Below are 24,621 nucleotides of genomic sequence, written 5' to 3' on the forward strand. Positions count from 1 at the left end.
ATTCACATTGTCCCGCTCACATCGTGGACGGGACAATTGCACTCGCCGACGCCATTCCGCTAGCTTGGCCGCACTTCGAATGACCGGGAAAGGAATCGCATGCGCCCTTTTGTGAGGTGGTTCACGGCTCTGGCGGCCGCGGCGTGCGCGCTGCCCGGCACACCCGCCGTGGCCGCGGCCGGCGTCCCGGACGCCCGGGCCGACGACGGGTCGCACGTCGTCGCCCAGACCACAGTGGACGGTGATGCCCGGGTGCTCGACCTGACCGTGCGCTCGGCCGGCGTCGGGGCGTACGCGATGGTCCGGCTGATCCTGCCGCGGAACTGGGCGGCCGAGCCGGACCGGCGGTGGGCGGCGGTCTACCTGCTCGCCGGCGAGACCCGGCTGCAGGACTACCGGGGCTGGAGCGCGAACACCGACGTCCGGCGGCTCGCCGACGACGCCGGCGTCCTGGTCGTCATGCCCGGCTCGGGGACCGCGGGCTTCTTCAGCGACTGGTGGAACTACGGCAAGGACCTCGCGCTCAACCAGTGGGAGACCTTCGCCGCCGTCGAACTGCCGCAGCTGATCGACCGCGGCTACCGCGGGAACGGACGGCGCGTGGCCGCCGGCCTGTCCCTCGGCGGGTACGGCGCGCTCGAGCTCGCCGCGCGGCGCCCGGGCGTGTTCCGCTACGCCGCGTCCTTCAGCGGAAACCTGAACCCGGCCGGCCCGGCCGGGGAACTGCTGACCGGCGCCATCGTCACGTCGGCCCACCTCGACCCCGAGGCGCTGTGGGGCGACCGGCGCCGGGAGGCCGCGCGCTGGGAAGCGCACGACCCGCTGGTGAACGCCGGTCGCCTGCGCGGCACCGAGCTGTACCTCTCGGCGGGCAACGGGCTGCCCGGCCCGCTCGACGCCAAGCTGCCGATCGACGTGCTGCCCGGCGCGATGCTGCTGGAATTCCTCTGCGGCGCCCAGACCACCGCGATGGCCGGCCGGCTGCGCGAGCTCGGCGTCCCGGCGACGGTGGACCTCTACGGTCCGGGCACCCACCAGTGGGCGTACTGGCAGGAGCAGCTGCACAAGACGTGGCCGCGGATGGTGCAGGTGCTGGCGTCGTGAAACCGTCCTATGTGGTCACCGGCGCGGCGGGCGGGATCGGCCGCGCCTGCGTGGCGGAGCTCGTCCGGCGGGGCGCCCACGTGTGGGCGAGCGTGCGCACCGACGGCGACGAAGCGGAACTCGAACGCGCGTACGGCGCCGCGGTCACCGTGCTGCGGATGGACCTGCGCGACGCGGAGTCGATCGCCCGGTGCGGCGAGCGCGTCGCGGCGGCGGGAGCCCTGCGGGGCTTGGTGAACAACGCCGGCCTGGCGCGGCCGGGACCCCTGGAACACGTGCCGCTGGCGGCGTTCCGGGAGCAGCTGGAGGTGAACGTCACGGGCCAGCTGGCGGTGACGCGCGCGATGCTGCCGGCCCTGCGGCGCGCGGAATCGGCGCGGGTGGTGACGATCGGCTCGATCGGCGGCCGGATCGCGGGACCGATGGTCGGGCCGTACCACACGTCGAAGTTCGCGCTGGTGGGCTTGACCGACAGCCTGCGCGCGGAGCTGGCGCCGGAGGGAATCCGCGTGGTGCTGGTCGAGCCGGGCGCGGTGGCAACCCCGATCTGGCCCCGAGCCCGCGCGGCGGCCGAGGAAGTCCGCGAGGCACTGTCGCCGGCGGCGCTCGAAAGGTACGGGTCGCAACTGGCGGCGGCAGAGCACAGCGCGGCCCGTTCGGCGCGGACGGGAGTACCGCCCAGGAGGGCAGCGGAGGTGGTGGTCCGGGCACTGACGGCCCGCCGCCCGGCGCCGAGGTACCTGGTCGGCACGGACGCCCGGCTGGCGGCAGTGCTGGCGAACCTCCCGTTCCGGCTGCGGTATCGGTTGACGGCGGCCAAGCGATGATCCGCCAGGTGGTGATCATCGCGCCGGGCTCGCGGGGTGATGTCCAACCTTGCGTCGCCCTCGGCCGGGGCTTGGCCGCCGATGGTGACCGCGTGCGGGTGCTGGCCGCGCCCGGCTTTCGGGCGCTCGTCGAAATGCACGGGCTCGGCTTCGCGCCGCTCTCGGCGGATCCCGGTGCCCTTCTCGGCTCCGCGGCCGGGCAGGCGTGGACCACCGGACGCCGCCGCCTCGCCTTCCTCTCCGGGCTGCGCGCGGTCCTGCGGCCCGTGCTCGACGGCCTCCTCGCCGACGTCCACGCGGGCGCCGAAGGGGCGGACCTGGTGCTCGCCCCCTCGCTCGGCTTCCTCGGCGCGCACCTGGGCGCCCACCTCGGCGTCCCCGACGCCGAACTGCACTACCAGCCCAGCGTGCCGACGCGCGCCTTCGCCCACCCCCTTCTCCCGCAAGCCACGCGGCTGGGCCCCTGGGGCCGCCGGCTCAGCTTCGGGGCCGTCGACACCCTCGCCTGGCAGGTCCTGCGACCCGAGATCGACCGCTGGCGCGTCGAGACGCTCGGCCTGCCCCGCGCCGGGCCACGCGGGCCGCGGCGCCGATCGCCGGTGCTGTGCGGCTTCTCCGGCGCCGTCGTGCCGCGGCCGGCCGACTGGCCGGCCCGCGTGCACGTCACCGGGTACTGGTTCCTCGACCCCGGCCCCTGGCGGCCGGACCCGCGGCTGCGCGACTTCCTCGCCGCGGGACCACCTCCGGTGTACGTCGGTTTCGGCAGCATGCGGCCCGCCGAAGCGGACGCCGTCTTCACCGTCGTCCGGGCCGCGCTGCGCCGCGCCGGACTGCGCGGGCTGCTCGCGGCCGGTGGCGGGCCCGACACCGATGACCTGCTGACCGTCGCGGACGTCCCGCACGCGTGGCTGTTCCCGCGGACCGCCGCGGTGGTCCACCACGGCGGCGCCGGAACCACCGCGGCGGCGCTGCGGGCCGGCGTTCCGTCGCTGGTGTGCCCGGTGTTTTCCGACCAGCCCTACTGGGGCGAACGGGTATTCCGGCTCAGCGCCGGTCCGAAGCCCTTACCCCTCGAAGAACTCGACGTCGACGTGCTCACCGCGCGGCTCCGGGAACTGACCGGGAATCCGCTGTTCCGGCGCGGGGCGCAGTACGTCGGGGCGAGACTCCGGGCCGAGGACGGGGTGGCCCGGGCGTGCTCGGTGTTGCGCTCGGAGTGACGAGTCCCCGCGGAATCAGGCGAAGATCGCCAGCGCCAGGCCCCCGCCGGCGATCAGCGCACACGCCGCGATCGTCGTCCGGCGGTAGTGCAGGATCAGCGCCGCGAACTCGCGCAGCAGCGCGCTCGGCAGGAAGTACCGGGCCGTCGGCGAACCCGTCGCCTGGAACGGCAGGCCCAGCCGGCGGCACTCCACCGCCGTCCGGAACACGTGGTAGTTGCTGGTCACCGCCACCACCCGGCGCGCGTCGCCGGGGAGCAGCGCGGCCGAGAACCGGAGGTTCTCCTCGGTCGTCCGGGCCCGGTCCTCGCGCAGGATCCGATCCTCCGGCACCCCGCGGTCCCGCAGGTAGGCGTGCATCGCGTCGGCTTCGGCGACCGTCTCGCCGGGACCCCGCCCGCCGGAAACGACCAGCAGCGGCGGGGTCGCTTCCCGGGCGTGGAGCCGGATCGCGCGGTCGAGCCGCCCGGCGAGCAGCGGAGGCACCCGCTCGCCGTTCAGACCGCAGCCGAGCACGATGATCGCGTCGAACCCGCCGCGGCGGTCGATCCGGCTGTACACCACGGAGTAGACCAGCAGCGACAGGAACAGGAACCCGAAGTAGCCGGCCAGCACGGCCGCGACGGCCACCAGCGCCGACCCCCACCGGCCGAGCGGCGCGAAGGCCAGTGCCTCCAGCGTGACCAGCCCGGCGCCGAGGCCGAGCGACAGCAGGTTCCCGGCGCTGCGCCCTTCCCGCCGCCACATCCCCACTCCGTTGACGATGAGCGCGCCCGGCAGCACCAGCGCGACGAGCACCACCACGACGCCGAGCAGGCCCAGCAGCACCGGCGTCAGCCAGCCGAGGTGCAGCCCCGCGCGCAGCAGCCACAGCGCGGTCAGCAGGAGCGCCACGCCGAGCCAGACGGCGTTGCCGAGCCGCCGCGGTTCCCGCGCCAGCCGCACGGCGAACACGGCGAGGGCGACCCCGGCGGCGACCGGCAGCGCCGCACCGGCGATGTCCACCCCAGCCTCCCTGAATTCACCCGTACGGGGTCCAACCTAGCCGGGCGGCCGCGGGGCGGGGATCTGGCATGGTGAAGGACGTGAGCGATCGGCGACCGGCGTTCGTGCTGCACGAGCACTGGCGCCCGCGGCACCACTTCGACCTGCGGCTCGAGGAGAACGGCGTGCTGCGGTCGTGGGCCGTGCCGCGCGGCCTGCCCCCGGACTCCGCCGCCGACCGGCTCGCGGTCGCCGTGCCCGACCACGCCCTCGACCACCTCGCCTACGAGGACGAGACGAAGAAGATCGCCGACACGGGCTGGTGGGAGGAGCACGACCGGACGGCCAAGCGGATCCTGTTCACGCTGCACGGCCGTGCCGGCGCCGTGCGGTACGCGCTGATCCGCACCACGCGTGACTGGCTGGTCCACCGCACCCGCGACCAGCCGGAGGACACCCCCTAGTTCGCCCGGAACCGCACCCCGGCCGGCATCGCCCGGTGCGCCCAGTGGCCCAGGACGCCGAGCAGCGCGATCTCCAGCACCATCATCAGGCGTTCCACCAGCCCGGTCGCCACGGTCGGCAGGTGGCCGCCGAGGACGACGTTCACCGCGAACGGAACGATGAACGGCAGGTAGAACGGGATCGCGGCCAGGGCCAGCCGGCGTGACCAGGTGGCGAACCGCCGCCAGCGGGGGTCGTCGCGGTGACGGCGGCCCAGTGCCCAGCCGACGACCGGCAGGCTCAGGCACGTCACCGCCGAGGCGTAGAGGTGGATCTTGCCCGTCGCGGTGATCGCACCGCCCTGCGGATCCTTCGCGAAGATCGCGACGGCCAGGAGGCTGACGCACCACAGCGCCTTCGCCGCCACCAGCACCGGGTTGGCCAGCAGGCCCCGGCGGTAGAGCGCGACCAGCAGCAGCGCCGAACCGGTGCTGGTGAGCAGCAGCGCGCCGTCCCACAGCCGGCGGCCGGGGCTCAGCGCGTAGTCGCTGAGCATCGTGCTGACCGGGTCGAGCGCGAGTCGCCGGTCGACGTGCAGCACGGCGAGCAGGGCCACGGCGCCGGCGAAGGCGGCGAGGGCGCCGGGCACGAGCAGGCGGGCGCGCAGGCGGGGACGGACGGGTGCAGGACACAGCATGTGGGGAAACACTCCGGGACGGTTCGGCTGGTTCAGGCGCAGGCGCGGACGCTACCCGTGACCTTTCCGTGACCATTGCCGACGCGCCCGCGCTGTGACGCAGGCCACGGTCAGCGGTCGCCGTCCTGGGGGATCTCGGCCGAGTCGGTGAGCCGCAGCTTGCGCCGCGCCCGCTGGTAGAACGTCGTCATGCCGAGCCGGACCACCCGCGCCGCGCTCGGCCGGCCGCGCAGGTCGAGCCGTTCGCCGGGAGAGACGTACCCCTGGACCTGGCCGTCGACCTCCACCGCCAGCCGTCCGCTGGTGGGCAGGAGCTCCAGGCTGACCTCGTCGTGCACCGAAAGCACCACGCCCCGGCTGTACGCGGAGTGCGGCGCCGCCGGCGTCACCAGCAGCGCCTCCACCGCGGGGCTGGTGATCGGGCCGCCCGCCGAGAAGCTGTACGCCGTCGAGCCGGTCGGGGTCGCCACGATCACCGCGTCGGCGGAGTAACTCACGAACGGCTGGCCGCCGACGCGGACGGCGACGACCGCGCTGCCCTCGCCGGGCACGCGCACCACCGCGATGTCGTTGAACGCCGTGATCCGGCGGCCCTGCAGGGTGGCGTCCACGGCCAGGCGCGGCTCCACCGTGAACCGGTGTTCGTCGATGGCCGAGAGCGCGCCGGGCAGGTCGGGGACGTCGACCTCGGCCAGGAAGCCGAGCTTGCCGAGGTTCACCCCGAGCACCGGCGCGCGCTGCCCGTCGGCCAGCCGCATGGCCCGCAGCATCGTGCCGTCGCCGCCCAAGCTGACCACCAGGTCGGAGCGGCGCCCGAGTTCCTCGGCCGTCACCCCCACCGCGGCGCAGTTGAGCCGGACGATCTCGTCGGCGATGCCGAGGATCTCGATGCCCCGGTTCCCGGCCCAGCCGAGCACGGCCTCGACGGCGGCCGCGGAGTCGCGGCGGGGGTGCAGCACGAGTCCCGCGGAGTGCATGTCAGCGGCCCTGGGCGGGCGAAGTACCGAGCGTCATGCGCTCAGTCTGCCCGCTCCCGCCGATCGCCGCGAGAAGCGCAGCGCGCCGTCGTCGAGCCGGCCGTGCCGGAGCTTGACGACGTCGTGCGCGTAGCTCATGCCCAGCTGCCACGGCGCCCGCGAACCGGCCTTCGGGAACTCGTCGATCGACCGCGTGACGTACCCGGCGTCGAAGTCGAGCAGTGGCCGCTCGGTGACCGTCGGGTCGTCGTTGACCGGCACGCACTGGTCGTAGGAGTGCCGGTCGAGGTGGCGCAGCAGCCGGACGACGTACTCGCCGACGAGGTCGGCCTTGAGCGTCCACGACGCGTTCGTGTAGCCGATCGTGAAGGCGAAGTTCGGCACGCCGCTGAGCATCATCCCCTTGTACGCCATGGTTTCCGGCAGCTTCACGGGGTTGCCGTCGACGACGAGCTCGATGCCGCCGAAGGCCAGCAACCGCAGGCCGGTGGCGGTGACGACGACGTCCGCCTCGAGAGCGCCGCCGGACTCCAGCCGGATCCCCCGCTCGGTGAACTCCGCGATCCGGTCGGTGACGATCGAAGCGTCGCCCCGGCGGATCGCCCGGAACAGGTCGCCGTCCGGGACCAGGCACAGCCGCTGGTCCCACGGCTGGTACCGCGGCTTGAAGTGGGTGTCGACGGCGTACCCGGGCGGCAGCTGCTTCATCGTCGCCTTGCGGATCAGCGCCTTGACCACGCCCGGGCGGCGCCGGCTGAGCTGGTAGATCAGCGTGCTGACCGCGACGTTCTTCCACCGCGCGACCGGGTACGCCAGCCGCGGGCCGAGCAGCCCGCGCAGCCGGTTGGCCAGTGCGTCCTCCGACGGCAGCGAAAGGATGTAGGAGGGGGAGCGCTGCAGCATCGTCACGTGCGCGGCGCGGTCGGTCATCGCCGGGACGAGGGTCACCGCGGTCGCGCCGCTGCCGATCACGACGACCTTCTTGCCGGTGTAGTCGAGGTCGTCGGGCCAGTGCTGCGGGTGGACGACGGTGCCGCCGAACCGCTCGATGCCGGGGAACTCCGGCCTGTGCCCGGCTGCGTAGTCGTAGTAGCCGCTGCACAGGTACAGGAACTTCGCGGTGAACTCCACCGGCTTCCCGTCGTGCACGGCCTCGACCGTCCACAGTGCGTCCTGGGTGGACCACGCGGCGCGGACCACCCGGTGCCCGAACCGGATGTGGCGGTCGATCCCGGCTTCGGCCGCGGTGTCCCGGACGTACCGCAGGATCGACGGGCCGTCCGCGATGGCTTTCGCGTCGGTCCACGGCCGGAACCGGTAGCCGAGGGTCTGCATGTCTGAATCGGACCGCACGCCCGGGTAGCGGAACAGGTCCCACGTGCCCCCGATCGCGGCACGGGCTTCGAGGATCGCGTACGCCTTGTGCGGGAACGCCGTCCGCAGGTGGTGGGCCGCGCCGACACCGGACAACCCGGCGCCGACGATCAGCACGTCGAGGTGTTCGGTCATGTCCGAGGAACCTCCGTCCGCCGCCGACGCTGCATCACGCGCGTCAGCACGGCGTTGTAGTGGGTGGGGGTGATCCGGGCGAGCGCGTCGAACAGGTACGCGTCCGGGCCGACCAGGATACGGGCCTTCCCGCGGTCGACCCCGGCGTGGATGATCGCCGCCGCCTTCTCCGGCGACGTCATCGTCATGGCCTCGAACTGCGCGGCCATCTGCTCGTGGGTGCGCCCGCGCCCCTCGGGGTCCCGGCGCACCCGGGCGTTGCGCGCGATGTTCGTGGTGATGCCGCCCGGGTGCACGGTCACCGCGCGGACGTCGGTGCCGCGCAGCTCCTGCCGCAGTGACTCGGTGAAGCCGCGGACGGCGAACTTCGCCGCGCAGTAGGCGCTCTGGTACGGCATCCCGAGCAGGCCGAACACGCTGGAGGTGTTCACGATCGCGCCTTCGCCCTGCTCGACGAGGATCGGCAGGAACGCGCGCGTCCCGTGCACCACCCCGCGGAAGTTGATGTCGTGCAGCCAGTCGTCGTCCTCGGGCACCGCGTCGAGCACGGTCGAGGTCACCGCGACGCCGGCGTTGTTGAACACCGCGGCCAGGGGAGCCGGGAGCCACGCGCGCACCTCGCCGGCGAACCGCAGCTGGTCTTCCGCGTCGCGGACGTCGAGGACGCGGGTCAGCACCCGGCCGGTGAGCGCGGCCGCGGTGGCCTTGAGCCCGTCTTCGTCGACGTCGGCGAGGGCGACCGGCGAGCCGAGCCGGGACAGCCGGGTGGCCAGGGCCCGCCCGATGCCGGACGCCGCGCCGGTGATCACCACCGGGCGGCCGGTGAGGCTGTGCCGTTTACGTGGCCGGGACATCGCTGCTCCTCACGTGCTCGTCGATGAGGTCGAGGATCGTGGGCCACGCGCCTTCGGGCAGGTCGTGGCCCATGCCGCGCACGGTCTCCAGGCGGGCGCCCCGGATGGCCCGCGCGGTGGCGGCTCCGCCGGTCGGGTGCACCATACGGTCGCGGTCGCCGTGGATCACCAGGGTCGGTGCGGTGATCTTCCGCAGCCACGCCGTCCGGTTGCCGGACTTGAGGATCGCGCCGAGCTGGCGGCCGACGCCGCCGGCCGTCGGGTCCCGGTCCCAGCCCGTCCCGGCCAGCTCGCGCACGAAGGCCTCGTCGAACGGGAAGCCGTGCGAGCCGATGTGCCGGAAAATCCGGACGGCGCTTTCGATCGCCTCTTCGCGGGACTTCGGCGGTTTCGCGCCCATCAGCCGCAGCGTCGAGAGCGCGGGACGGCCGATGAAGCGGGACCCGGTCGTCGACATGATCGACGTCAGGGTCCGGACGCGCGCCGGGTGCAGCGCCGCCACCGTCTGGGAGATCATGCCGCCCATCGACACGCCCGCGATGTGCACCCGGTCCAGGCCCAGCGCGTCGAGCAGCCCCACGGTGTCGGCGGCCATGTCCTTCAGGTCGTACTGCGCCGGCGGGAACCGGCCGGCGAACATCACGGGCAGGCTCGGCGGCCGGAAACGCGGGTGCGTCGAGCGCCCGGTGTCGCGGTTGTCGAACCGGATGACTTCGTAGCCGCGTCCGGCGAGCTCGGCGCAGAAGGCGTCCGGCCAGCTGTGCAGCTGCTGACCCAGCCCGGCGACGAGGACCAGCGGCTCGGCGCCGGTGTCCCCGATCCGTTCGTAGGCCAGGGAAATCCCCCGGCCGACATCGGCGATCTGTTCGGTCACGAATCTCCTCCGGTGCTCCGGCGGCGCACGACCGCGCGGCCGCCCTTGGCGGGGGCGTAGGCGACACCCCGCGAGTGCCAGCGTTCGCCGGCCTGGGTCGTGGGTACCAGCGTGAAGTCCCGCAGCAGGGTCCGCAGCACGACGGTCATCTCCATGGTCGCGAACGCGGCGCCGAGGCAGCGGCGGGTGCCGCCGCCGAACGGGATCCACTGGTAGAGGTCCGGGCGCGCGCCTTCGAAGCGGTGCGGGTCGAAGGTGGCCGCGTGCGGGAAGACGGCGTCGTCGTCGTGGATCAGCGCGATGCTGACGAGGACCGCGTAGCCCTTCGGCAGGGTCCACCGGCCCAGCCGGAAGCCGTCCTGCTTGACCTGCCGCGCGGTGAGGTCGATGACCGGGCGGGTGCGCTGGACCTCGAGGATGGTGGCGTCGAGGAGCTTGGTGTCGCCCTCTTCCAGTTCCGCCAGCAGCGCGGGGTGACGGCGGAGGCGCTCGACCGCCCAGGCCAGCGTGGTCGCCGTGGTTTCGTGCCCGGCGGTGAGCAGGGTCAGGAGCTGGTCGGAGATCTCTTCGCGGCTCAGCCCGGACCCGTCGTCGTAGCGGGTCTGGAGCAGCATCGAGAGGACGTCGTCACCGTCCGGACGGGCCTGGGCGATCAGCCGGTCGACGATCGCGTCGTACTGACGTCGCATCCGTTCGAAGCGGCGCCAGGGGTTGAAGCGGCCGCGTTTCGGGATCGGCAGCACGGCCAGCCGGGAGCCCAGGGTGACGAACGGCGGGAGCAGTTCGCGCAGCTCGGCGAACTCGGCCCCTTCGGCGCCGAAGACCGCGCGGAGGATGGCGTTGAGCGTGATCCGCATCATCGACGGCAGCGTGGCGAACGCTTGGCCTTCGGGCCAGCTCGCCAGCTCGCGGACGGTTTCCTCTTCGACGATCTTCTCGTACGCCGCCAGCCGCCGTCCGTGGAACGGCGGCACCAGGAGCTTGCGCTGCCTTTTGTGCTCCTCGCCGGACAACGCGAACATCGAGCGGGACCCGAGCACCCGCCCGAGGTTGACCTCGAGGTTGTCCACGAACTCGGGTCCGGAGGTGAACAGCTGCTTGATCTCCGCGGGGCCGCTGATCACGACGGCGTTGCCGAAGATCGGCACGTTGACCGTGAAGGCGTCCCCGTAGCGCTCCCGCAGGCGGCGCAGGCCGCGCAGGGGCTGCGTCAGCGCGTAGGCGCCCTGGACGGCGCGGGGCACGGTGGGCCCCGGTGGCAGCGTCGTGGGGCTTGTCATGGTCGGCATCGACCCTCCCGGAAAGGTGGTACGCGAGCGTACCGACGGTACGGTACGCCGGTGTACCATCCGGTTTCAAGAGCCCGGTTCCGGAGGAGGGGTATAGCGTGACTTCCGTGGACGTCGACACCCGCCGGTTCCGGCAGCGGCTGCTGGACGGGCTGGCCGCGTCGATCACCGAGGACGGCTTCCGCGACACGACGGTGGCCGACGTCGTCCGCCGCGCGCGCACGTCCCGCCGGACGTTCTACGAGCACTTCTCCAGTCGCGAAGAGTGCTTGATCGCCCTCCTGGCCGACGCGAACCGGTCGATGATCCAGCAGATCTCCGAGGCGGTGGATCCGCGCGCGCCGTGGAAAGACCAGGTGCGCCAGGCGATCGAGACGTGGATCGCCTGCGCGGAGTCCGAGCCGGCGATCACGCTGAGCTGGATCCGTGACGTCCCCGCGCTCGGCGCGCCGGCCCGCGACCTGCAGCGTGACGCGATGGAGGGCTTCATCGCGATGACGCAGCGGCTGACGGACACACCGGAGATGCGCGCGGCCGGCATCAGCCCGCCGTCCCGCCAGCTGTCGATCATGCTCCTGGGCGGGTTGCGCGAGCTGATCGCGACGACCGTCGAGGACGGCGGCCGGGCCGGCGACGTCACGGAGCTCGCGGTGCGCGCCTCGATCGCGTTGCTCGGGCCGGCCTGAGACAGCGGCTCGCGGCGGCGCGTCAGGTCATGGTCGGATCGCCCAGCGCGAGCTCGGGCGGCCGCCCACCCCGCCGGCTGACGACCACGGCCGCCGAACCGAACGGCGACGCCGGCGCACCCGGCCGGGACAGCTCCAGGCGCAGCAGGCGTGCGCCCGTCACGTCGAGGTCGATGACGGCCGGCTTCCCGGCGGCGACGTCGTGTTCGGAACGCGGGGTCCCGTCGAGCACCACGCGGACCCGCCCGACCTGGAACGGGTCCGTGGCGTTGTCGAGGACCCCGGCGAGGGTGGTGAACCGCCGGTAGTTGCCGCCGAGGTCCAGTTCGACGAACCCCGGTCCGGTGGCCGAGGGCGAAGCCGGCTGCAGCACGATGCTCCGGGCGTAGTCCCGGCCGTCGATCGACGCCGCACCGCGTCGCACGCCGTTGCCGGCGCAGAGCCACGGCAGTTCCCCCGCGGGCACCCGCCGGGCCTCCGGGGTGCCGCCGCGCCACGCCCCCCGCCGCGGCATCGGGTACTGGCCCTGCCCGGTGATCGCGGCGACGAGGTCGGCCACGCCGGCCTCGGTGAACTCGTCGACGTGGTACCGCGTGGTCGAGTGGGCGTTGAGGAAGGCCGGGATCTCGTCGACCGAGCGGCCGGGCAGGACGACGGGCAGCACCCGTTCGGTCTCCCGGCGCAGGTCGCGGGTCAGGTTGTCGCGGATGATCGCCGCCTCGAACTGCGAGCCCCGTCCCTCGTGGGGCAGCGCGGTCCCGTCGGCGCGGCGTTTGTAGTCGGGTGAGGCGATGACGAGGATGAAGTCCGCCTTCGCGAGGTTCTCGGTGGCCCACAACGACCAGTCCCGCCGCACGTTGTCGTACCAGGCGTCGAGGTGCACGTCCAAGCCGATCCCGGCGCGCAGGAACGCCGCGAAGCTGTGCACCAGCTTCTTGTGCTCCGGGGTGTCGTGCGCGTAGGTGACGAACACCCGGGGCGCTTCACGGTCGGGCATGGGCGCCCCTCCAGGCAAGTCGGTGATTCACCGATCCGGCCGATCTGTTGTCGGACGAAAATGACGCGTAGGCCTGTCATCTATAGGTGGGATTCGCGTTTGTCAAGCTTTTCGGGTGGTGCGACGGAATTGGTCATCGATGGCCAGGTATTGGCATCATTCTGTCCAGTTTCCCGCCTTTTCCCGTTGTGCGTACCCGGCCTAGGATGGCCGATGCCTGGTGGGGAGCGGCGAAGGAGCGAAGGCACGCGTGTACGAGTACGACGTGTTCATCAGCTACCGGCGCACGGCCAGCGACATATCGGCGTGGATTCGACACCATTTTCACCCGCGCCTGTCGGAAGTGCTCGACAACAACCGGTACGAGGACGTCAAGATTTTCTTCGACGATCAGGTCCGCGTCGGGTCGAGCTGGCCGGCGGAACTGCGGTCCGCGTTGCAAAGCTCCCGCGTGCTGGTGCCGGTCTGCTCCCCGAAGTACTTCCGGGACGAGTGGTGCCTGGCCGAGTGGGCGTCGATGGCCGAGCGCGAGGCGCTGACCGCCGTTCCGTCGGCGGAGCACCGGCGGCAGCTGATCTACCCGGTGGTCTTCTGCGACTCCCGGAACTTCCCCGAGTGGGCTCACCAGCGGCGCCTGCGTGACCTGCAGCAGTGGAACCACCCCTTCGAGCACTTCCAGACCGCGCCGGCGTACCTCGACTTCAACCAGGAGATCAAGCGGATCGCCGACGAACTGGAGGAACTCATCGAAGGGGCGCCGGACTGGCGCGACGACTGGCCGGTGCGCACGCCGGCCCCGGAGCCGCCGAAGCGGGCGCGGATGCCGAGGTTCTGACGGATGCCGGGATCGGTCTTCACCTTCTACTCCTACAAAGGCGGAGTCGGCCGGAGCTTCACCCTGGCCAACATCGCCGTGCTGCTCGCCCGCTGGGGCCACCGCGTGCTGTGCCTGGACTGGGACCTCGAAGCCCCGGGACTCGGTGACTACTTCCGGCCGCGGCTGCCCCGGCGTCCCGGCGGGGGCGTGGTGGACCTCGTCGACGACTTCAAGGGCGGCCGGTTCACGCCGCAAGCGCACGTCCTGCGGCTGAAGGACGCCGGCGAACTCGACTTCATCGCGGCGGGCCGCGAAGACCCCGGTTACGTCGGGCAGGTGCAGGACATCGACTGGGAACGCCTGTACGACGAGGGGTTCGGCGAGTACCTCGAGAAGTGCCGCGACCAGTGGACCGCCGACTACGACTTCGTGCTCATCGACAGCCGCACCGGGATTTCCGACATCGGCGGGATCTGCACGGCCCACCTGCCGGACCACCTCGTCGTGCTGTTCACGGCGAACCGGCAGAGTATCCGCGGCGCGATGGAGGCGGCCCGGCGAGCGGACGCCGCGCGCAACCTGCTGCCGTTCGACCGGTCGCGGCTGACCGTCCTGCCCGTGCTGTCGCGGTTCGACAACCGGGAGGAGTACGACCGGTCGGAGGCCTGGCGGGGCATCGTCCTGGACGAGACGACCGAGCTGTACCGGACGTGGCTCGACCAGGCGGTCGACCCGGCCACCATGTCGCGCCACCTCACCCTGCCGTACGTGTCCTACTGGAGTTTCGGCGAGCAGTTGCCGGTGCTGTCGGAACAGACGCCGAGCGCCGACCAGATCGGCTTCGCGCTGGAGACGGTCGCGGCCGTGATCGCTTGCCGGCTCGACCGGACCGATCTGCTCGCGGAGAACCGCGACGCCTACGTCGCCGCGGTGCGCGCGAGCCGCCAGCAGTTCCGGCACGACCTGCGGGTCAGCATTCCCCGTTCGTTCGTCGCCACGGCGAACGAGCTGGTGGACGAGCTGAAGAAGCGGGACGTCCGCGTGGCCAAGTCCCTCTCGGGCGACCGATCCCTGCTGGCGCGGGCAGCGGACGACGCAAAGCACCTGTGCCTGGTCGTCGACGGCAAGGTGAGCCGCTGGCAGTCGGCCGAGGTGGAGCTGTTCCTGCACCGCACCCTCGGCCAGGACCGCCGCGTGATCCCGGTCCTGACACCGGGCACCGAATCGGCGGCGTTGCCCGGTTACGTCGGCAACCTCCGGTACCTGCGCCTGACCGCCACGCGCGGTCCGGCCGAGGTGGCCCGCGATCTGGTCGGCCAGCTGAAGGGCCTGACGACGCTGCTCGAGGCGGACGACGACCTCGACCTCACCGTGGTGCTCGGCCGAGCCCGCGAGTCCCGGCTGCGCGCCTCGCGCTGGGACCTCGTGGACGAGGTGGTCGAAGCCTTGCAGGCGGCCGTCGGTGCGGGCGACGGCGTGCGGGCGAAAGACCTCGCGGCGGATCTGGCGGTGGCGATCAAGCCCCGCACCGCGAACGGCGATGACCACCACCCGGCACCTCCGAGGACCCGCCGGTCGATCGACTGGCTCCTGCGGGCCCTCGACGCCCGCGCGCAGACCACGACGCAACCGAACCACCGGAAGGATCTCGGATGACCGACCGCTTGGGACACAAGCAGACCGCGGCGATGTTCGCGCTGATGGTACTGGGCCGCGAAGTGCCCAACCCGGAGCTGAAGGAGCTGGTGGGCTTCACCCTCACGGGCAAGGAACGCACGCAGCTGAAGGACGCCGGGTACATCACCAGCGAGAAGGTCGGCCGCCCGTTCGTCCACGAGCTGACCGACGAGGGCTGGGGCTGGTGCGAGAAGGAGCTCGGGGAGAAGACGCCGCCGCCGCCCCGGCCGCAGAGCACCCTCTGCTCGGTGCTGTACCTCGTTCTCAGCGGTTTCGACGAGTTCCGGCGCGGCCGGAAGCTGCGGCTGGCCGACGTCTTCGGTGCCCCGCCGCAACCGACCGAAGACCTGGAAACCCGCATTCGGGTCGCCTACCGCGAGCTCGTGAGGGAACCCCGCGGCTGGGTCGGACTGGTGGACCTGCGGCCGAAACTGGGCGGCGCGCCCGCGGCGGAGGTGGACGCCGTCCTCAAGGAACTGAGCCGAACCGGCCAGGTCCACCTCGTTCCCGAAGACAACCGCAAGGCCCTCACCGCGGCCGACCACGAGGCGGCGATCCGCATCGGCGGTGAGGACAACCACCTGCTCTCGATCGAGGTGTAGCGATGGACGAGCTGAAGGCACTGGCGACGCTCAGTTTCGACTGGGCGGATACCCCCGATCACGTCTGGCGGGATTCCCCTTACCACGTCGATGGCTTGCACGCCGACGCGCTCACCGCGCTCGACACGGGCATCCGCGACGCGGTGACCAGCGACGGGCCGAGCCCGATCGGGCTCGTCCTGCGCGGGCTGAAGGGCGTCGGGAAGACCCATCTGCTGGGCCTCGTCCGACGTCAGGTGCACCGGGCGCGGGGGTACTTCTTCCTCGACGACGTCACCGCGGCCGAGGCGTTCTGGGAGAACACGGCCGAGGCGCTGCGTCGCGGGCTGACCCGCCCCGATGATTCGGGCGAGTCGCAGCTGAAGCGGTTCCTGCTGCGTGTGTGCCTGCGAGCCCCCATCGACGCCGCGGTCGAAGCGAGGATCAGGCATGGACGTGGGTTGACGGCCGAGGACGTGGAGGCGTTCGTCGACGGGGTGGCGTCCCTCGACGAGATGGTTGCCGACGAGTGCGGTGACACCGCGCGCGCCCTCGTGCTCATCGCGAGCCGGGACCGCGCCGCGAAGTACGTCGGTGAGGACTACCTGGACGGCGATACCGAGCTGACGTCCGAGGCCCGCCGGTGGAACATCTACTCGCGGCCGAAGCCCTCGCGGGTCCTCGTGCAGGAGATCACGCGGCTGCTCGCCCTCACCGGACCGGTCGTGATCGCCGTGGACCAGCTCGACACGCTCATCGCGCGGTCGGTCAAGCGCACCCAGGAGATCGGCGACAGCACCGAGGAAGACCTGCTCGTGGCGCAGATCGCCGACGGGCTCATGGGACTGCGGGAAGTCACCCGCAAGACCCTCACCGTGCTGGCGTGCCTGCCCGGCACGTGGGAGCAGATCAGCACGAAGGCAGCAAGTACGGTACCCGACCGTTTCCGTGCGACGGTCGCGCTCGGCCGGACCGATGCGAGGATCGGGCGGGCGCTGGTGGAGAAGCGGCTCGGGGTGGCCTACGAGGCCATGGAGTTCACTCCGCCGCACCCGACCTGGCCGGTGGCGCCCGCGGCGTTCGACGAGCCCTGGGAGCAGTGGACCCCGCGGCAACTGCTGAAGCGGATCGGCGCGCACATCGACGGGTGCCTGCGTGCCGGACAGGTCAGGGAGCTGACCTCCTTCGACGAAAAGACCGAGATGCCGGTCGCCCCCGCGCGCACCGCGGTGGACAACGACCGATTCGCCGAGCTGGACAGGGAGTTCGAGAAGCTCAAGGCGGAAGCCGAACCCGGGAAGCTGCTCACCGAGAAGACCGTGGACAAGGTGATGCCGGATCTTCTTTCCGCCGCCTTGCGCTGCTGGGTCACCGAAGTCGGGGACGACGAGCTGGAATGGTCGTGCGAGCGCCAGAACGGGCGGAGCGAGGTGCACGCCTGGCTCACCCGGACGCTCGACGAGACCGCGGACCTCCAGGAGCATTGGGCGTTCCGGGCCATCGCGGCCCGGGATCCGCGGGCCGCGCTGAGCCGGTTCCGCAAGGCCCGGTCCGCGGCGGGGCAGCGTCAGGGGGCGGACAACCGGCACCTCGTCATCCTGCGGGACGGCTGGCGGGGCGGGGTCAAAACCCGCGAAGAGGTCGAGAAGTTCACGGCCGCGGGCGGCAAGACGGTCCCGCCCGACCCGGCCGACGTCCGGACCTTCTGGGCCTTGGAGAAGATGCTCGGCACCGGCGGCCGCGAGCTGCACGAGTGGCTGATCGACCGGCGGCCCGCGAGCCGGTCGGATCTGCTGTCCGCCGTCCTGCCCGAGAAGCCGTCCGGGCAGCCGATCGTGTCGCCCGAGAAGCCGTCGGGGCAGCCCGCCGAGACGACCCACCCGCCGCCCGCTGACGGGGAAATCACGCTCGGCACTGTTGTCGGCTCGGGGGAGCCGGTGCGGATCGGGCTCTCCGCGCTGCGCAAGCACGCCGCCGTTTTCGCCGGGTCCGGTTCGGGGAAGACCGTGCTGCTCCGGCGGATCGTCGAGGAGTGTGCGCTGCTGGGCGTCTCCGCCATCGTCCTGGACCCGAACAACGACCTCGCCCGGCTCGGGGATGCCTGGCCGGCGCCGCCGGATGGCTGGGGGCCCGGTGACGCCGCGCTGGCCGCGCGGTACCTGGCCGGGACCGATGTCGTCGTCTGGACGCCGGGGCGGGCGACCGGGCGGCCGTTGGCGTTCCGGCCGCTGCCGGACTTCGCCGGTGTGCTCGACGACACCGACGAGTTCACCGCCGCGGTCGAGGTGGCCGTGGCGACGCTGGCCCCGCAGGTCCGGCTCACCGGCACCACGGCGAAGGCCAACATCGGGCTGGCCGTGCTCCGGCAGGCGGTCGTCCACCACGCGCGGACCGGGTCCCGCAGCCTGCCGGAGCTGGTCGAGCTGATGTCGGACCTGCCCGAGGAGGTCAGCAACCTCAACGACGCCAAGCGGATCGCGGCGGACCTCGCCGAAGTCCTCAAAGCCGCGATGGTCAACGACCCCCTCTTCGCGGGCGGCGGCGAGCCGGTCGACCCGGGAACGTTGCTCACGCCGGCGTCCGGCAAGCGGGCTCGCGTCTCCGTGATCAGCTTCGTGGGCTTGCCGGCGGAGGAGCAGCGGCAGAACTTCGTCAACCAGCTGCAGATGGAGCTGTTCGCCTGGGTCAAACGCCACCCGGCGGGCGACCGGCCGCTGGGCGCGTTGTTCGTGATGGACGAAGCCCAGACCTTGGCGGCGTCGGGTTCGCTGACGGCGAGCACGCGCAGCACGATCGTGCTCGCCTCGCAGGCCCGCAAGTACGGTCTGGGCCTGCTGTTCGCCACCCAAGCGCCCAAGGGGCTGCACAACCAGGTGGTCGGCAACGCGATGACGCAGTTCTTCGGGCGGCTCAACAGCCCGGCCCAGATCGCGGCGGCCAACGAGCTGGCCCGCGCGAAGGGCAGCCCGGTCGCGGACATCTCGCGGCTGGAGCGGGCGCAGTTCTACGTGGCGGGGGAGGCGTTCGGCTTCCGCCAGGTGGCGACGCCCCTGTGCCTGTCCCACCACCCGGCCAGCCCGCTGCGGCTGGAGGAGGTGATCGCCCGGGCCCGCGAAACCGGGGAGTGAGCGCGGTCGATCCGGCCGGGGTTCGTTCGACGCGTCGGTGAAGCCACCCCGACCCGCGGAGCCCCACCATGATCCGCCTGTACATGACGATGTCCCTCGACGGCTTCGTGGCGGGCCCGGACGATCGTCCGGGGTAGGAGCTGGGGCGCGCGGGCGGCCGGCTGTTCGACTGGCTGGACGACCGCCACGGCGACGGCCCCAGCGGCCGGATCTTCCGTGAGGCGATGGCGACGGGAGCGTTGATCTCGGGCCGCCGGACGTTCGAGCTGGCGGGCCGCTGGGGCGGCGACCACCACGACGGGGTGCCGATCCACGTGCTGACCCACCGGACGGCGCCGCACCCGGCACGCAGCTGCCGGATCGGGACGTGCTGTACCTGCGGTACGCCGTCCGCCGCTGATCCGTCCTGACGAGAGGGCCGATGCCCGGCCCAGGGCCGGGCATCGGCGCAGGTCAGTCCGCTTCCGGGAAGTGGATGTCGGTGACGTGGACGTCCACGACCTCCACGTCGAGCCCCAGGTACTGCTCGACGGCCTCGATCACCGCGACGCGCATCTTCTCGCCCAGTGCCTTGATCGCGTGGCCGAACTCGACCACCACGGGGATGGTGATCCACGCGACGTCGTCGGCGAGTTCGACCTTGATGCCGTTTTCGTCGAGGCTGTACACGCCGTCGGCCTGGGCGGCGATCCGCACGACGATCTTGCCGACCACCCCGTCGGCGATCGTGGTGCTGCCGCGGGTGCCCGCGGCCGGCCGGGCCGCGACCGGCGCAGGAGTGTCCTCGACGGAGTTCGGGTCCGTGTCGTCCACTTCGGAGTCCTCGGCGACCGCAACCTCGTCGGTGCCGGTGACGTCGACCGTGTCTTCTTCGGACTCTTCAGCCTGGTCGCTTTCGACGGCGGTTTCCGTTGCGGATTCGTGCTCCGGCGCGGAATCCGCTTCCTCGACGACGATGATCGCCTCGGCGACCTCGGGTTCGGGCTCGACGGCGCCGTACCCGACCGAGTCGGGGTTTTCGTTCTCGGTACGGCCGAAGGCGCTGTTCATGACGTCGGACATGGTTTCCCTTTCCGGGAGCGACGACTACCTGTGGGGACAGCAGACGGCGACATGATAGGGGGCGGCCCGTGACCGGCGTCACGGGCCCCCGCCTTCGAGACTCGCTTGTGTCCCAACGGATATCGACGTGATCACCCGAAGGAAAACCGCGTCCTGGAATTGTCTTCTTTTTGGGGCTTGACGTTTTACCGGTCGTTCCGGAACAGGCTCGCCGGAACGCTCGAACCGAGCGCCTGATATCCCGCCGGGTTGAGGTGCAGGTGGTCGCCGACGTCGTAAGCCGGCAGCAGCCGGGACGGCGCCGCCGGGTCGCGGGTCACCTTGTCGAAGTCCAGCAGCGCGTCGAAGTGGCCCGGCTGGCGGATCCACGCGTTCACCTGCTGCCGCGCCGCTTCGCGCTCCGGCACGTCGTAGGCCGTGTTGCCGCCGAACGGGGTGATCGTCGCGCCGTACACGCTGATGTCCTGGGCGTGGGCGCGGACCAGGATCTGGTCGTACGCGTCGATCAGCCGCGCCGCCACGTCCGCCGCGCCCTCCGGGGTGGCCGTGCCGATGTCGTTCACACCCTCGAACACGATCGCCCACGAAACCCCGCTCGTGGCCAGCAGGTCGCGGTCCAGGCGGGCCAGCACGTTCGGGCCCAGGCCGTCCTGCAGGACGCGGTTGCCGCCGGCGGCCTGGTTCACCACCGACACGCCGTGGAGGCGCGCGGCCAGCACGTTCGGCCAGCGGTCGTTCCCGTTCGTCGTCGAGCCCCGGCCGTCGGAGATGGAGTCGCCGATCACCGCCACCGCGGACGCCGGGGACAGCACCTCGACGCCACTGAGGAAGTACCAGTGGTCGACCGGGGTCGCGCCCGGCAGGTCACCGTCGGAAACGTGGTTGCCCGCCAGCAGGTAGGACGTCGTGCGCGAACCGGGGTGCGAGGTGATCGACGTGGAAGCCTGCCCGTGGGCCAGGTACGCGGTCACGGTGATGTTCTCCAAGGGCCGCACCGGGAAGGGCAGCGGGTCCGACACCACCTGCGCGCCCTGCGGGACCACCGTCGACGGCTTGCCGTGGAAGGTCACCGGCACGACACTGCCTGCGACCACGGCGGAAACCCCGGCCGCGCCGGCGACCGGGCGCGCCACCGACACCGCGGTCAGGGGCAGCGGCGCCCCGCCGAAGGCGTTGGAAAACCGCAACCGGATCCGGGGCCCACCGGCCGTCACCTGCGCCGTCTCGCGCAGGGACGCGTTGTCGAGCACGCGATCGGTCCCCGTGAAGGGCGCCGGCGGCAGGTTGCCCGGCTCGGTCAGCTGGGGCATCGACGTCCACGTCGCCACCCAGTGCGCAGGCGCGGGGCGGGCGGACGCGCCCACGAAGAGAACGGTCAGGACGGCCAGGAAGAAGATCACCAGAGGGCGTCTCATAACGAGAACTCCGGGGTCAGGACCCGGTCGACGCCGACGAGACGGCGCGGCCCGGTCAGGGTGCAGTGCAGGGTCGTGACGATCTGCTCGCTCGAGGTTCCCACCCGCAGTTCGACGTCGCCCGGATCGACCTGGCGGAGCCCCGCGCGGCCGGTGTAGGACGTCAGGTCCGCGTGCAGGCCGATTTCCAGGACCGCGGTTTCGCCCGGAGCCAGGGAAACCCGGCGGGCCGCGATGAGCTGGCGCTCCGGGCGGGCCACCTCGGCCACCGGGTCGTGCAGGTAGACCTGGACGACTTCGGACGCCTCGCGCTGGTGGTCGTTGCGCAGCGTCACCCGCACCCGGCAGACGCCGTCGGTCGGCCAGAGCGAGCCCGTCGCGCTGACGTCCAGCCAGGTCGCCGGCGCGTAGGACAGCCCGTGCCCGAACGGGAACAGCGGCGAAGGATCCACTGTGGACACCTCGCTGCGCCGGCCGAGCGGTGCGGCCAGGTACGTCGAGGGCTGGCTCGCACCGGCCGCCGGGAAGCTCACCGGCAGCCGGCCGGCCGGGTTGATCCGTCCACTGAGGACGCCCTCGAGCGCGGCCGCGCCTTCCTCGCCGGGGTAGAACCCGCACACCACGGCGGCCAGCCGGGGCAGCTGCCGGGACAGCTCGTACGGACGTCCGGACAGCAGGACGAGGACCACCGGCTTGCCCGTGTCCAGCAGGGCGTCGAGCAGTTCCTCCTGGCGGCCCGGCAGCCGCAGGTCGGGCGCGTCGCAGCCTTCGCCGGACGTCCCGCCGCCGAACAGCCCGGCCCGGTCGCCCAGCACGGCCACGCACACCGACGCGTCCGCGCACGCCGACACGGCCTGCGCGATCCCGTCGTCATCGCCGCCCGTGACCGGGCAGCCCAGGGCGTAGGCGACGTCGTAGGACGAGCGCAGCGCTTCCAGCAACGTCGGCACCGAGACACCGAACGGGACGTCGGGGTGGTGCACGCCGACGTGCAGCGGGAAGGAGTAGCAGCCGAGCATCGCGCCGGGCGTGTCCGCGCGCGGGCCGGCCACGGCGATCTTCGCCCCGGGCGCGAGCGGGAGCGTCCCGTCGTTGTGCAGCAGCACGATCGAGCGCTCGGCCACCTCGCGGGCCAGCGCCCGCGACTCCGCGTCGTCGAGGTCGATCTCCTCGGGCACCTCCGGCGCCCACCCGGCGTCGAGCAGGCCCAGTTCGCACTTCTGCCGGAGTACCCGCTCGAGGGCGCGGTCGACGGCGGCGGCGTCGACCGCGCCCTCTTCCACCGCGGCGAGCAGCGGCTCGCCGTAGCAGTCCATGGTCGGCAGTTCCACGTCGATGCCCGCGGTGAGCGCTTGGCGGGCGGCGTCGGCGCGGTCGGCCGCGACGCCGTGCAGGCGGTGCAGGAACGCCACCGAGAAGTAGTCGGAGACCACCGTGCCGTCGAAGCCGTAGGTGTCCCGCAGCAGATCCGTCAACAGCGACGGGTCGGCGGCCCCCGGAACGCCGTCGATGTCGGTGTAGGTGTTCATCACCGACCGGGCGCCGGCGCGCAGCGCGTGCTCGAACGGCGGGAGCAGGACGTCGGCCATTTCGCGCGGGCCCACCGAAACCGGCGCCAGGTTGCGCCCGGCGCGCGAGGCGGAATACCCGACGAAGTGCTTGAGCGTGGCGACCACACCGGCCGACTCGAGGCCGGCGACGTAGGCGCTGCCGATCGTCCCGACCAGGTGGGGGTCCTCGCCGATGGTCTCCTCGACCCGCCCCCAGCGCAGGTCGCGGGCCACGTCGAGAACCGGCGCGAGCCCCTGGTGCACGCCCAGCCCGCGCATGGTCCGCCCGATGCGCGCAGCCATCCGGCGCACCAGGTCCGGGTCGAAGGTCGCGCCCCACGACAGCGGCGCCGGGTAGATCGTCGCCTGCCACGCGGCCAGCCCGGTCAGGCACTCCTCGTGCACCACCGCGGGGATCCCGAACCGGCTGCTGGTGATGATCTGCCGCTGGGTGCGCGCGAGGCTGCGTGCCCCGATCACCGGGTCGACCGGCCGGGTGCCGAAGGCGCGGGTCAGCTGCCCGATGCCGTGGCGGACCAGGTCGTCGAAGTCGACCGCCGCGTCGACGAAGTCGTGCTGGTGCGGCGCCATTTCGCCGCCGGTGTCGATGCCGACCCAGACCCCGTAGAGCTGGGCGAGCTTCTCGCGCAGGGTCATCCGGGCCATCAGGGCCCGGACGCGTTCGCCCGGGTCGGCCGCGGGGTCGCGCCACGGCTCTCCGGCCGTGGTGGGCTGCGTGGTCAAGGCTTTCCGCCCTTCGTCTGCGGAGGAGTTTTCGGGGGGAGGGGACGGCTCAGGGGAGTGCGCGGGTCGAGTGCCGCACCACCAGGCCGGTGTCGAGGGTGACGTGGGTCTTCCCGACCTCGTCACCGTTGATGAGCGCGATGAGCATGCGGATCGCCCGGTGGCCCATCTCGCGGATCGGCTGGTCCACAGTGGTCAGTGGCGGGGTGCAGAGCGCGGACTCGGGCACGTTGTCGAAACCCACCACGGACAGGTCGCCGGGCACCGACAGACCGAGCTCGCGGGCCGCGCCGACGGTCGCGATGGCCGAGATGTCGTTCGCGGCGAACACCGCGGTCGGCCGGTCCGGGCCGGTCAGCAGGTCGCGGGCCGAGGCCGCGGAGATCTCCGGATCGTAGGCGCCGTCGCGGATCAGGGCTTCGTCCGGCGTGATGCCCGCGGCCGTCAACGCCCGCAGGTACCCGGTTTTCCGCAGTTCGGCCGACTGCAGGTCGGGCCGGCCGGTGAGGAACGCGATCCGCCGGTGGCCCAGCTCCAGCAGGTGCTCGGTGGCCAGCTGCGCACCGCGCAGGTTGTCGGAGTCGATCGTGGGCAGGTGCGACGGCCCGGTGTGCGGGTCGACCGCGACGACCGGCGTGCCGGGCACGGCTTCCAGGGAGACGGCGGGCGTGACCAGCACGGCGCCGTCGACGAGGGTGCCGCTCAGCCGGGACAGGTAACGCTTTTCCCAGCCCACCGGGTCGCCGGTGCGCCCGCCCGCGGAGTAGACGACGAGCTCGAAGCCACTGCCGCGGATGGCGTCCGCGGCTCCCTTGAGCAGCTCGGTGGAGAACGGTTCGAGGTCGGCGACCAGGATGCCGATGACGTTCGTCCGGTGGTTTCTCAGGCTCTGCGCCACGAGGCTGGCCTCGTAGCCGAGTTCTTCGATCACGGCGCGGACCCGCGCGAGCGTCGCGGCGGAGACGCCGTAGCGCTCGTTGATCACCTTGGAAACCGTGGCCACCGAGACGCCGGCCCGGGCGGCGACGTCACGGATGGTCACCCTGGAACTGGGCTGCATCGGCTCAGACTAGCCATAGAAAACGTTATCGACAACGATTGACATCGCATTTGTCCCGGGAGCAGACTCTTCGCCAACCCGGGCGCTGAGTCGCCCCGTCCAACTCGGCCGAAGTCGTCAGGAGT

The 24,621-nt window shown here is 72.2% G+C and carries 22 protein-coding genes; 10 read left to right on the plus strand and 12 right to left on the minus strand.

Going from position 1 to position 24,621, the window contains the following annotated elements:
* Positions 1-99: 99 nt before the first annotated feature.
* The 3 genes from AB0M80_RS35890 to AB0M80_RS35900 are packed head-to-tail and all read left to right on the plus strand — an operon-like array spanning position 100 to position 3,151.
* On the plus strand, positions 100-1,104 hold the full coding sequence (locus AB0M80_RS35890; RefSeq protein ID WP_364573840.1) for an alpha/beta hydrolase family protein: 1,005 nt from the start codon (positions 100-102) through the stop codon (positions 1,102-1,104).
* Positions 1,101-1,931 carry an SDR family NAD(P)-dependent oxidoreductase gene (locus tag AB0M80_RS35895; RefSeq protein ID WP_364573842.1) on the plus strand — a complete coding sequence of 277 codons (831 nt, stop codon included), beginning with the start codon at positions 1,101-1,103 and terminating at the stop codon, positions 1,929-1,931. Before AB0M80_RS35890 ends, AB0M80_RS35895 begins: the two co-directional genes overlap by 4 nt.
* Positions 1,928-3,151: a glycosyltransferase gene (locus tag AB0M80_RS35900; protein WP_364573844.1), complete on the plus strand. Its 1,224-nt coding sequence runs from the start codon at positions 1,928-1,930 to the stop codon at positions 3,149-3,151. Before AB0M80_RS35895 ends, AB0M80_RS35900 begins: the two co-directional genes overlap by 4 nt.
* 15 nt (positions 3,152-3,166) lie before the next feature.
* Here the strand turns inward: AB0M80_RS35900 and AB0M80_RS35905 are convergent, their stop codons facing one another.
* A complete protein-coding gene (locus AB0M80_RS35905; protein WP_364573846.1) occupies positions 3,167-4,156 on the minus strand; it encodes a YdcF family protein in 990 nt (329 codons plus the stop codon).
* 80 nt (positions 4,157-4,236) lie between these two features.
* Between AB0M80_RS35905 and AB0M80_RS35910 the strand changes: the two genes are divergently transcribed.
* Positions 4,237-4,599: a DNA polymerase ligase N-terminal domain-containing protein gene (locus AB0M80_RS35910; RefSeq protein WP_364573848.1), complete on the plus strand. Its 363-nt coding sequence runs from the start codon at positions 4,237-4,239 to the stop codon at positions 4,597-4,599.
* Here AB0M80_RS35910 and AB0M80_RS35915 read toward each other — a convergent pair.
* The 6 genes from AB0M80_RS35915 to AB0M80_RS35940 form a co-directional block, all read right to left on the minus strand.
* Positions 4,596-5,276 carry a DUF998 domain-containing protein gene (locus tag AB0M80_RS35915; RefSeq protein ID WP_364573850.1) on the minus strand — a complete coding sequence of 227 codons (681 nt, stop codon included), beginning with the start codon at positions 5,274-5,276 and terminating at the stop codon, positions 4,596-4,598. The genes AB0M80_RS35910 and AB0M80_RS35915 overlap by 4 nt on opposite strands.
* A 110-nt stretch (positions 5,277-5,386) precedes the next feature.
* The gene (locus AB0M80_RS35920; protein ID WP_364573852.1) at positions 5,387-6,253 is read right to left on the minus strand and encodes an NAD(+)/NADH kinase; all 867 of its coding nucleotides are present in this window, start codon (positions 6,251-6,253) and stop codon (positions 5,387-5,389) included.
* A 33-nt stretch (positions 6,254-6,286) separates the two neighbouring features.
* On the minus strand, positions 6,287-7,762 hold the full coding sequence (locus AB0M80_RS35925) for an NAD(P)/FAD-dependent oxidoreductase (RefSeq protein WP_364573854.1): 1,476 nt from the start codon (positions 7,760-7,762) through the stop codon (positions 6,287-6,289).
* On the minus strand, positions 7,759-8,616 hold the full coding sequence (locus AB0M80_RS35930) for an SDR family NAD(P)-dependent oxidoreductase (protein WP_364573855.1): 858 nt from the start codon (positions 8,614-8,616) through the stop codon (positions 7,759-7,761). The genes AB0M80_RS35925 and AB0M80_RS35930 overlap by 4 nt, the downstream gene beginning before the upstream one ends.
* Positions 8,600-9,490: an alpha/beta hydrolase gene (locus tag AB0M80_RS35935; RefSeq protein WP_364573857.1), complete on the minus strand. Its 891-nt coding sequence runs from the start codon at positions 9,488-9,490 to the stop codon at positions 8,600-8,602. Before AB0M80_RS35935 ends, AB0M80_RS35930 begins: the two co-directional genes overlap by 17 nt.
* Positions 9,487-10,779, minus strand: a complete 1,293-nt coding sequence (locus tag AB0M80_RS35940) for a cytochrome P450 (RefSeq protein ID WP_364573859.1) — start codon at positions 10,777-10,779, stop codon at positions 9,487-9,489. Before AB0M80_RS35940 ends, AB0M80_RS35935 begins: the two co-directional genes overlap by 4 nt.
* A gap of 98 nt (positions 10,780-10,877) precedes the next feature.
* Here AB0M80_RS35940 and AB0M80_RS35945 point away from each other — a divergent pair, with 98 nt between their 5' ends.
* Positions 10,878-11,465: a TetR/AcrR family transcriptional regulator gene (locus tag AB0M80_RS35945; protein WP_364573861.1), complete on the plus strand. Its 588-nt coding sequence runs from the start codon at positions 10,878-10,880 to the stop codon at positions 11,463-11,465.
* A 22-nt stretch (positions 11,466-11,487) separates the two neighbouring features.
* Here the strand turns inward: AB0M80_RS35945 and AB0M80_RS35950 are convergent, their stop codons facing one another.
* Positions 11,488-12,462, minus strand: a complete 975-nt coding sequence (locus AB0M80_RS35950; protein ID WP_364573863.1) for an SEFIR domain-containing protein — start codon at positions 12,460-12,462, stop codon at positions 11,488-11,490.
* Between the two features lie 250 nt (positions 12,463-12,712).
* Here AB0M80_RS35950 and AB0M80_RS35955 point away from each other — a divergent pair, with 250 nt between their 5' ends.
* From AB0M80_RS35955 to AB0M80_RS35975, 5 genes are all read left to right on the plus strand, one after another.
* On the plus strand, positions 12,713-13,297 hold the full coding sequence (locus AB0M80_RS35955; protein ID WP_364573865.1) for a toll/interleukin-1 receptor domain-containing protein: 585 nt from the start codon (positions 12,713-12,715) through the stop codon (positions 13,295-13,297).
* A 3-nt stretch (positions 13,298-13,300) separates the two neighbouring features.
* On the plus strand, positions 13,301-14,935 hold the full coding sequence (locus AB0M80_RS35960; protein WP_364573867.1) for a CATRA system-associated protein: 1,635 nt from the start codon (positions 13,301-13,303) through the stop codon (positions 14,933-14,935).
* Entirely contained in the window at positions 14,932-15,558 is a 627-nt protein-coding gene (locus tag AB0M80_RS35965; RefSeq protein ID WP_364573869.1) for a hypothetical protein, read from the plus strand. The genes AB0M80_RS35960 and AB0M80_RS35965 overlap by 4 nt, the downstream gene beginning before the upstream one ends.
* A gap of 2 nt (positions 15,559-15,560) precedes the next feature.
* A complete protein-coding gene (locus tag AB0M80_RS35970; protein WP_364573871.1) occupies positions 15,561-18,665 on the plus strand; it encodes a DUF87 domain-containing protein in 3,105 nt (1,034 codons plus the stop codon).
* 224 nt (positions 18,666-18,889) lie between these two features.
* Positions 18,890-19,075, plus strand: a complete 186-nt coding sequence (locus AB0M80_RS35975; RefSeq protein WP_364573873.1) for a hypothetical protein — start codon at positions 18,890-18,892, stop codon at positions 19,073-19,075.
* 43 nt (positions 19,076-19,118) lie between these two features.
* Here the strand turns inward: AB0M80_RS35975 and AB0M80_RS35980 are convergent, their stop codons facing one another.
* The 4 genes from AB0M80_RS35980 to AB0M80_RS35995 form a co-directional block, all read right to left on the minus strand.
* Positions 19,119-19,727, minus strand: a complete 609-nt coding sequence (locus AB0M80_RS35980) for an Asp23/Gls24 family envelope stress response protein (protein ID WP_364573875.1) — start codon at positions 19,725-19,727, stop codon at positions 19,119-19,121.
* A gap of 185 nt (positions 19,728-19,912) precedes the next feature.
* Entirely contained in the window at positions 19,913-21,142 is a 1,230-nt protein-coding gene (locus AB0M80_RS35985) for an SGNH/GDSL hydrolase family protein (protein WP_364573877.1), read from the minus strand.
* The gene (locus tag AB0M80_RS35990; RefSeq protein WP_364573879.1) at positions 21,139-23,436 is read right to left on the minus strand and encodes a glycoside hydrolase family 3 N-terminal domain-containing protein; all 2,298 of its coding nucleotides are present in this window, start codon (positions 23,434-23,436) and stop codon (positions 21,139-21,141) included. The genes AB0M80_RS35985 and AB0M80_RS35990 overlap by 4 nt, the downstream gene beginning before the upstream one ends.
* Positions 23,437-23,485: 49 nt before the next feature.
* A complete protein-coding gene (locus tag AB0M80_RS35995; RefSeq protein WP_364573881.1) occupies positions 23,486-24,496 on the minus strand; it encodes a LacI family DNA-binding transcriptional regulator in 1,011 nt (336 codons plus the stop codon).
* Positions 24,497-24,621: the final 125 nt, after the last annotated feature.

Source organism: Amycolatopsis sp. NPDC051045, assembly GCF_040682955.1.
Classification (GTDB): domain Bacteria; phylum Actinomycetota; class Actinomycetes; order Mycobacteriales; family Pseudonocardiaceae; genus Amycolatopsis.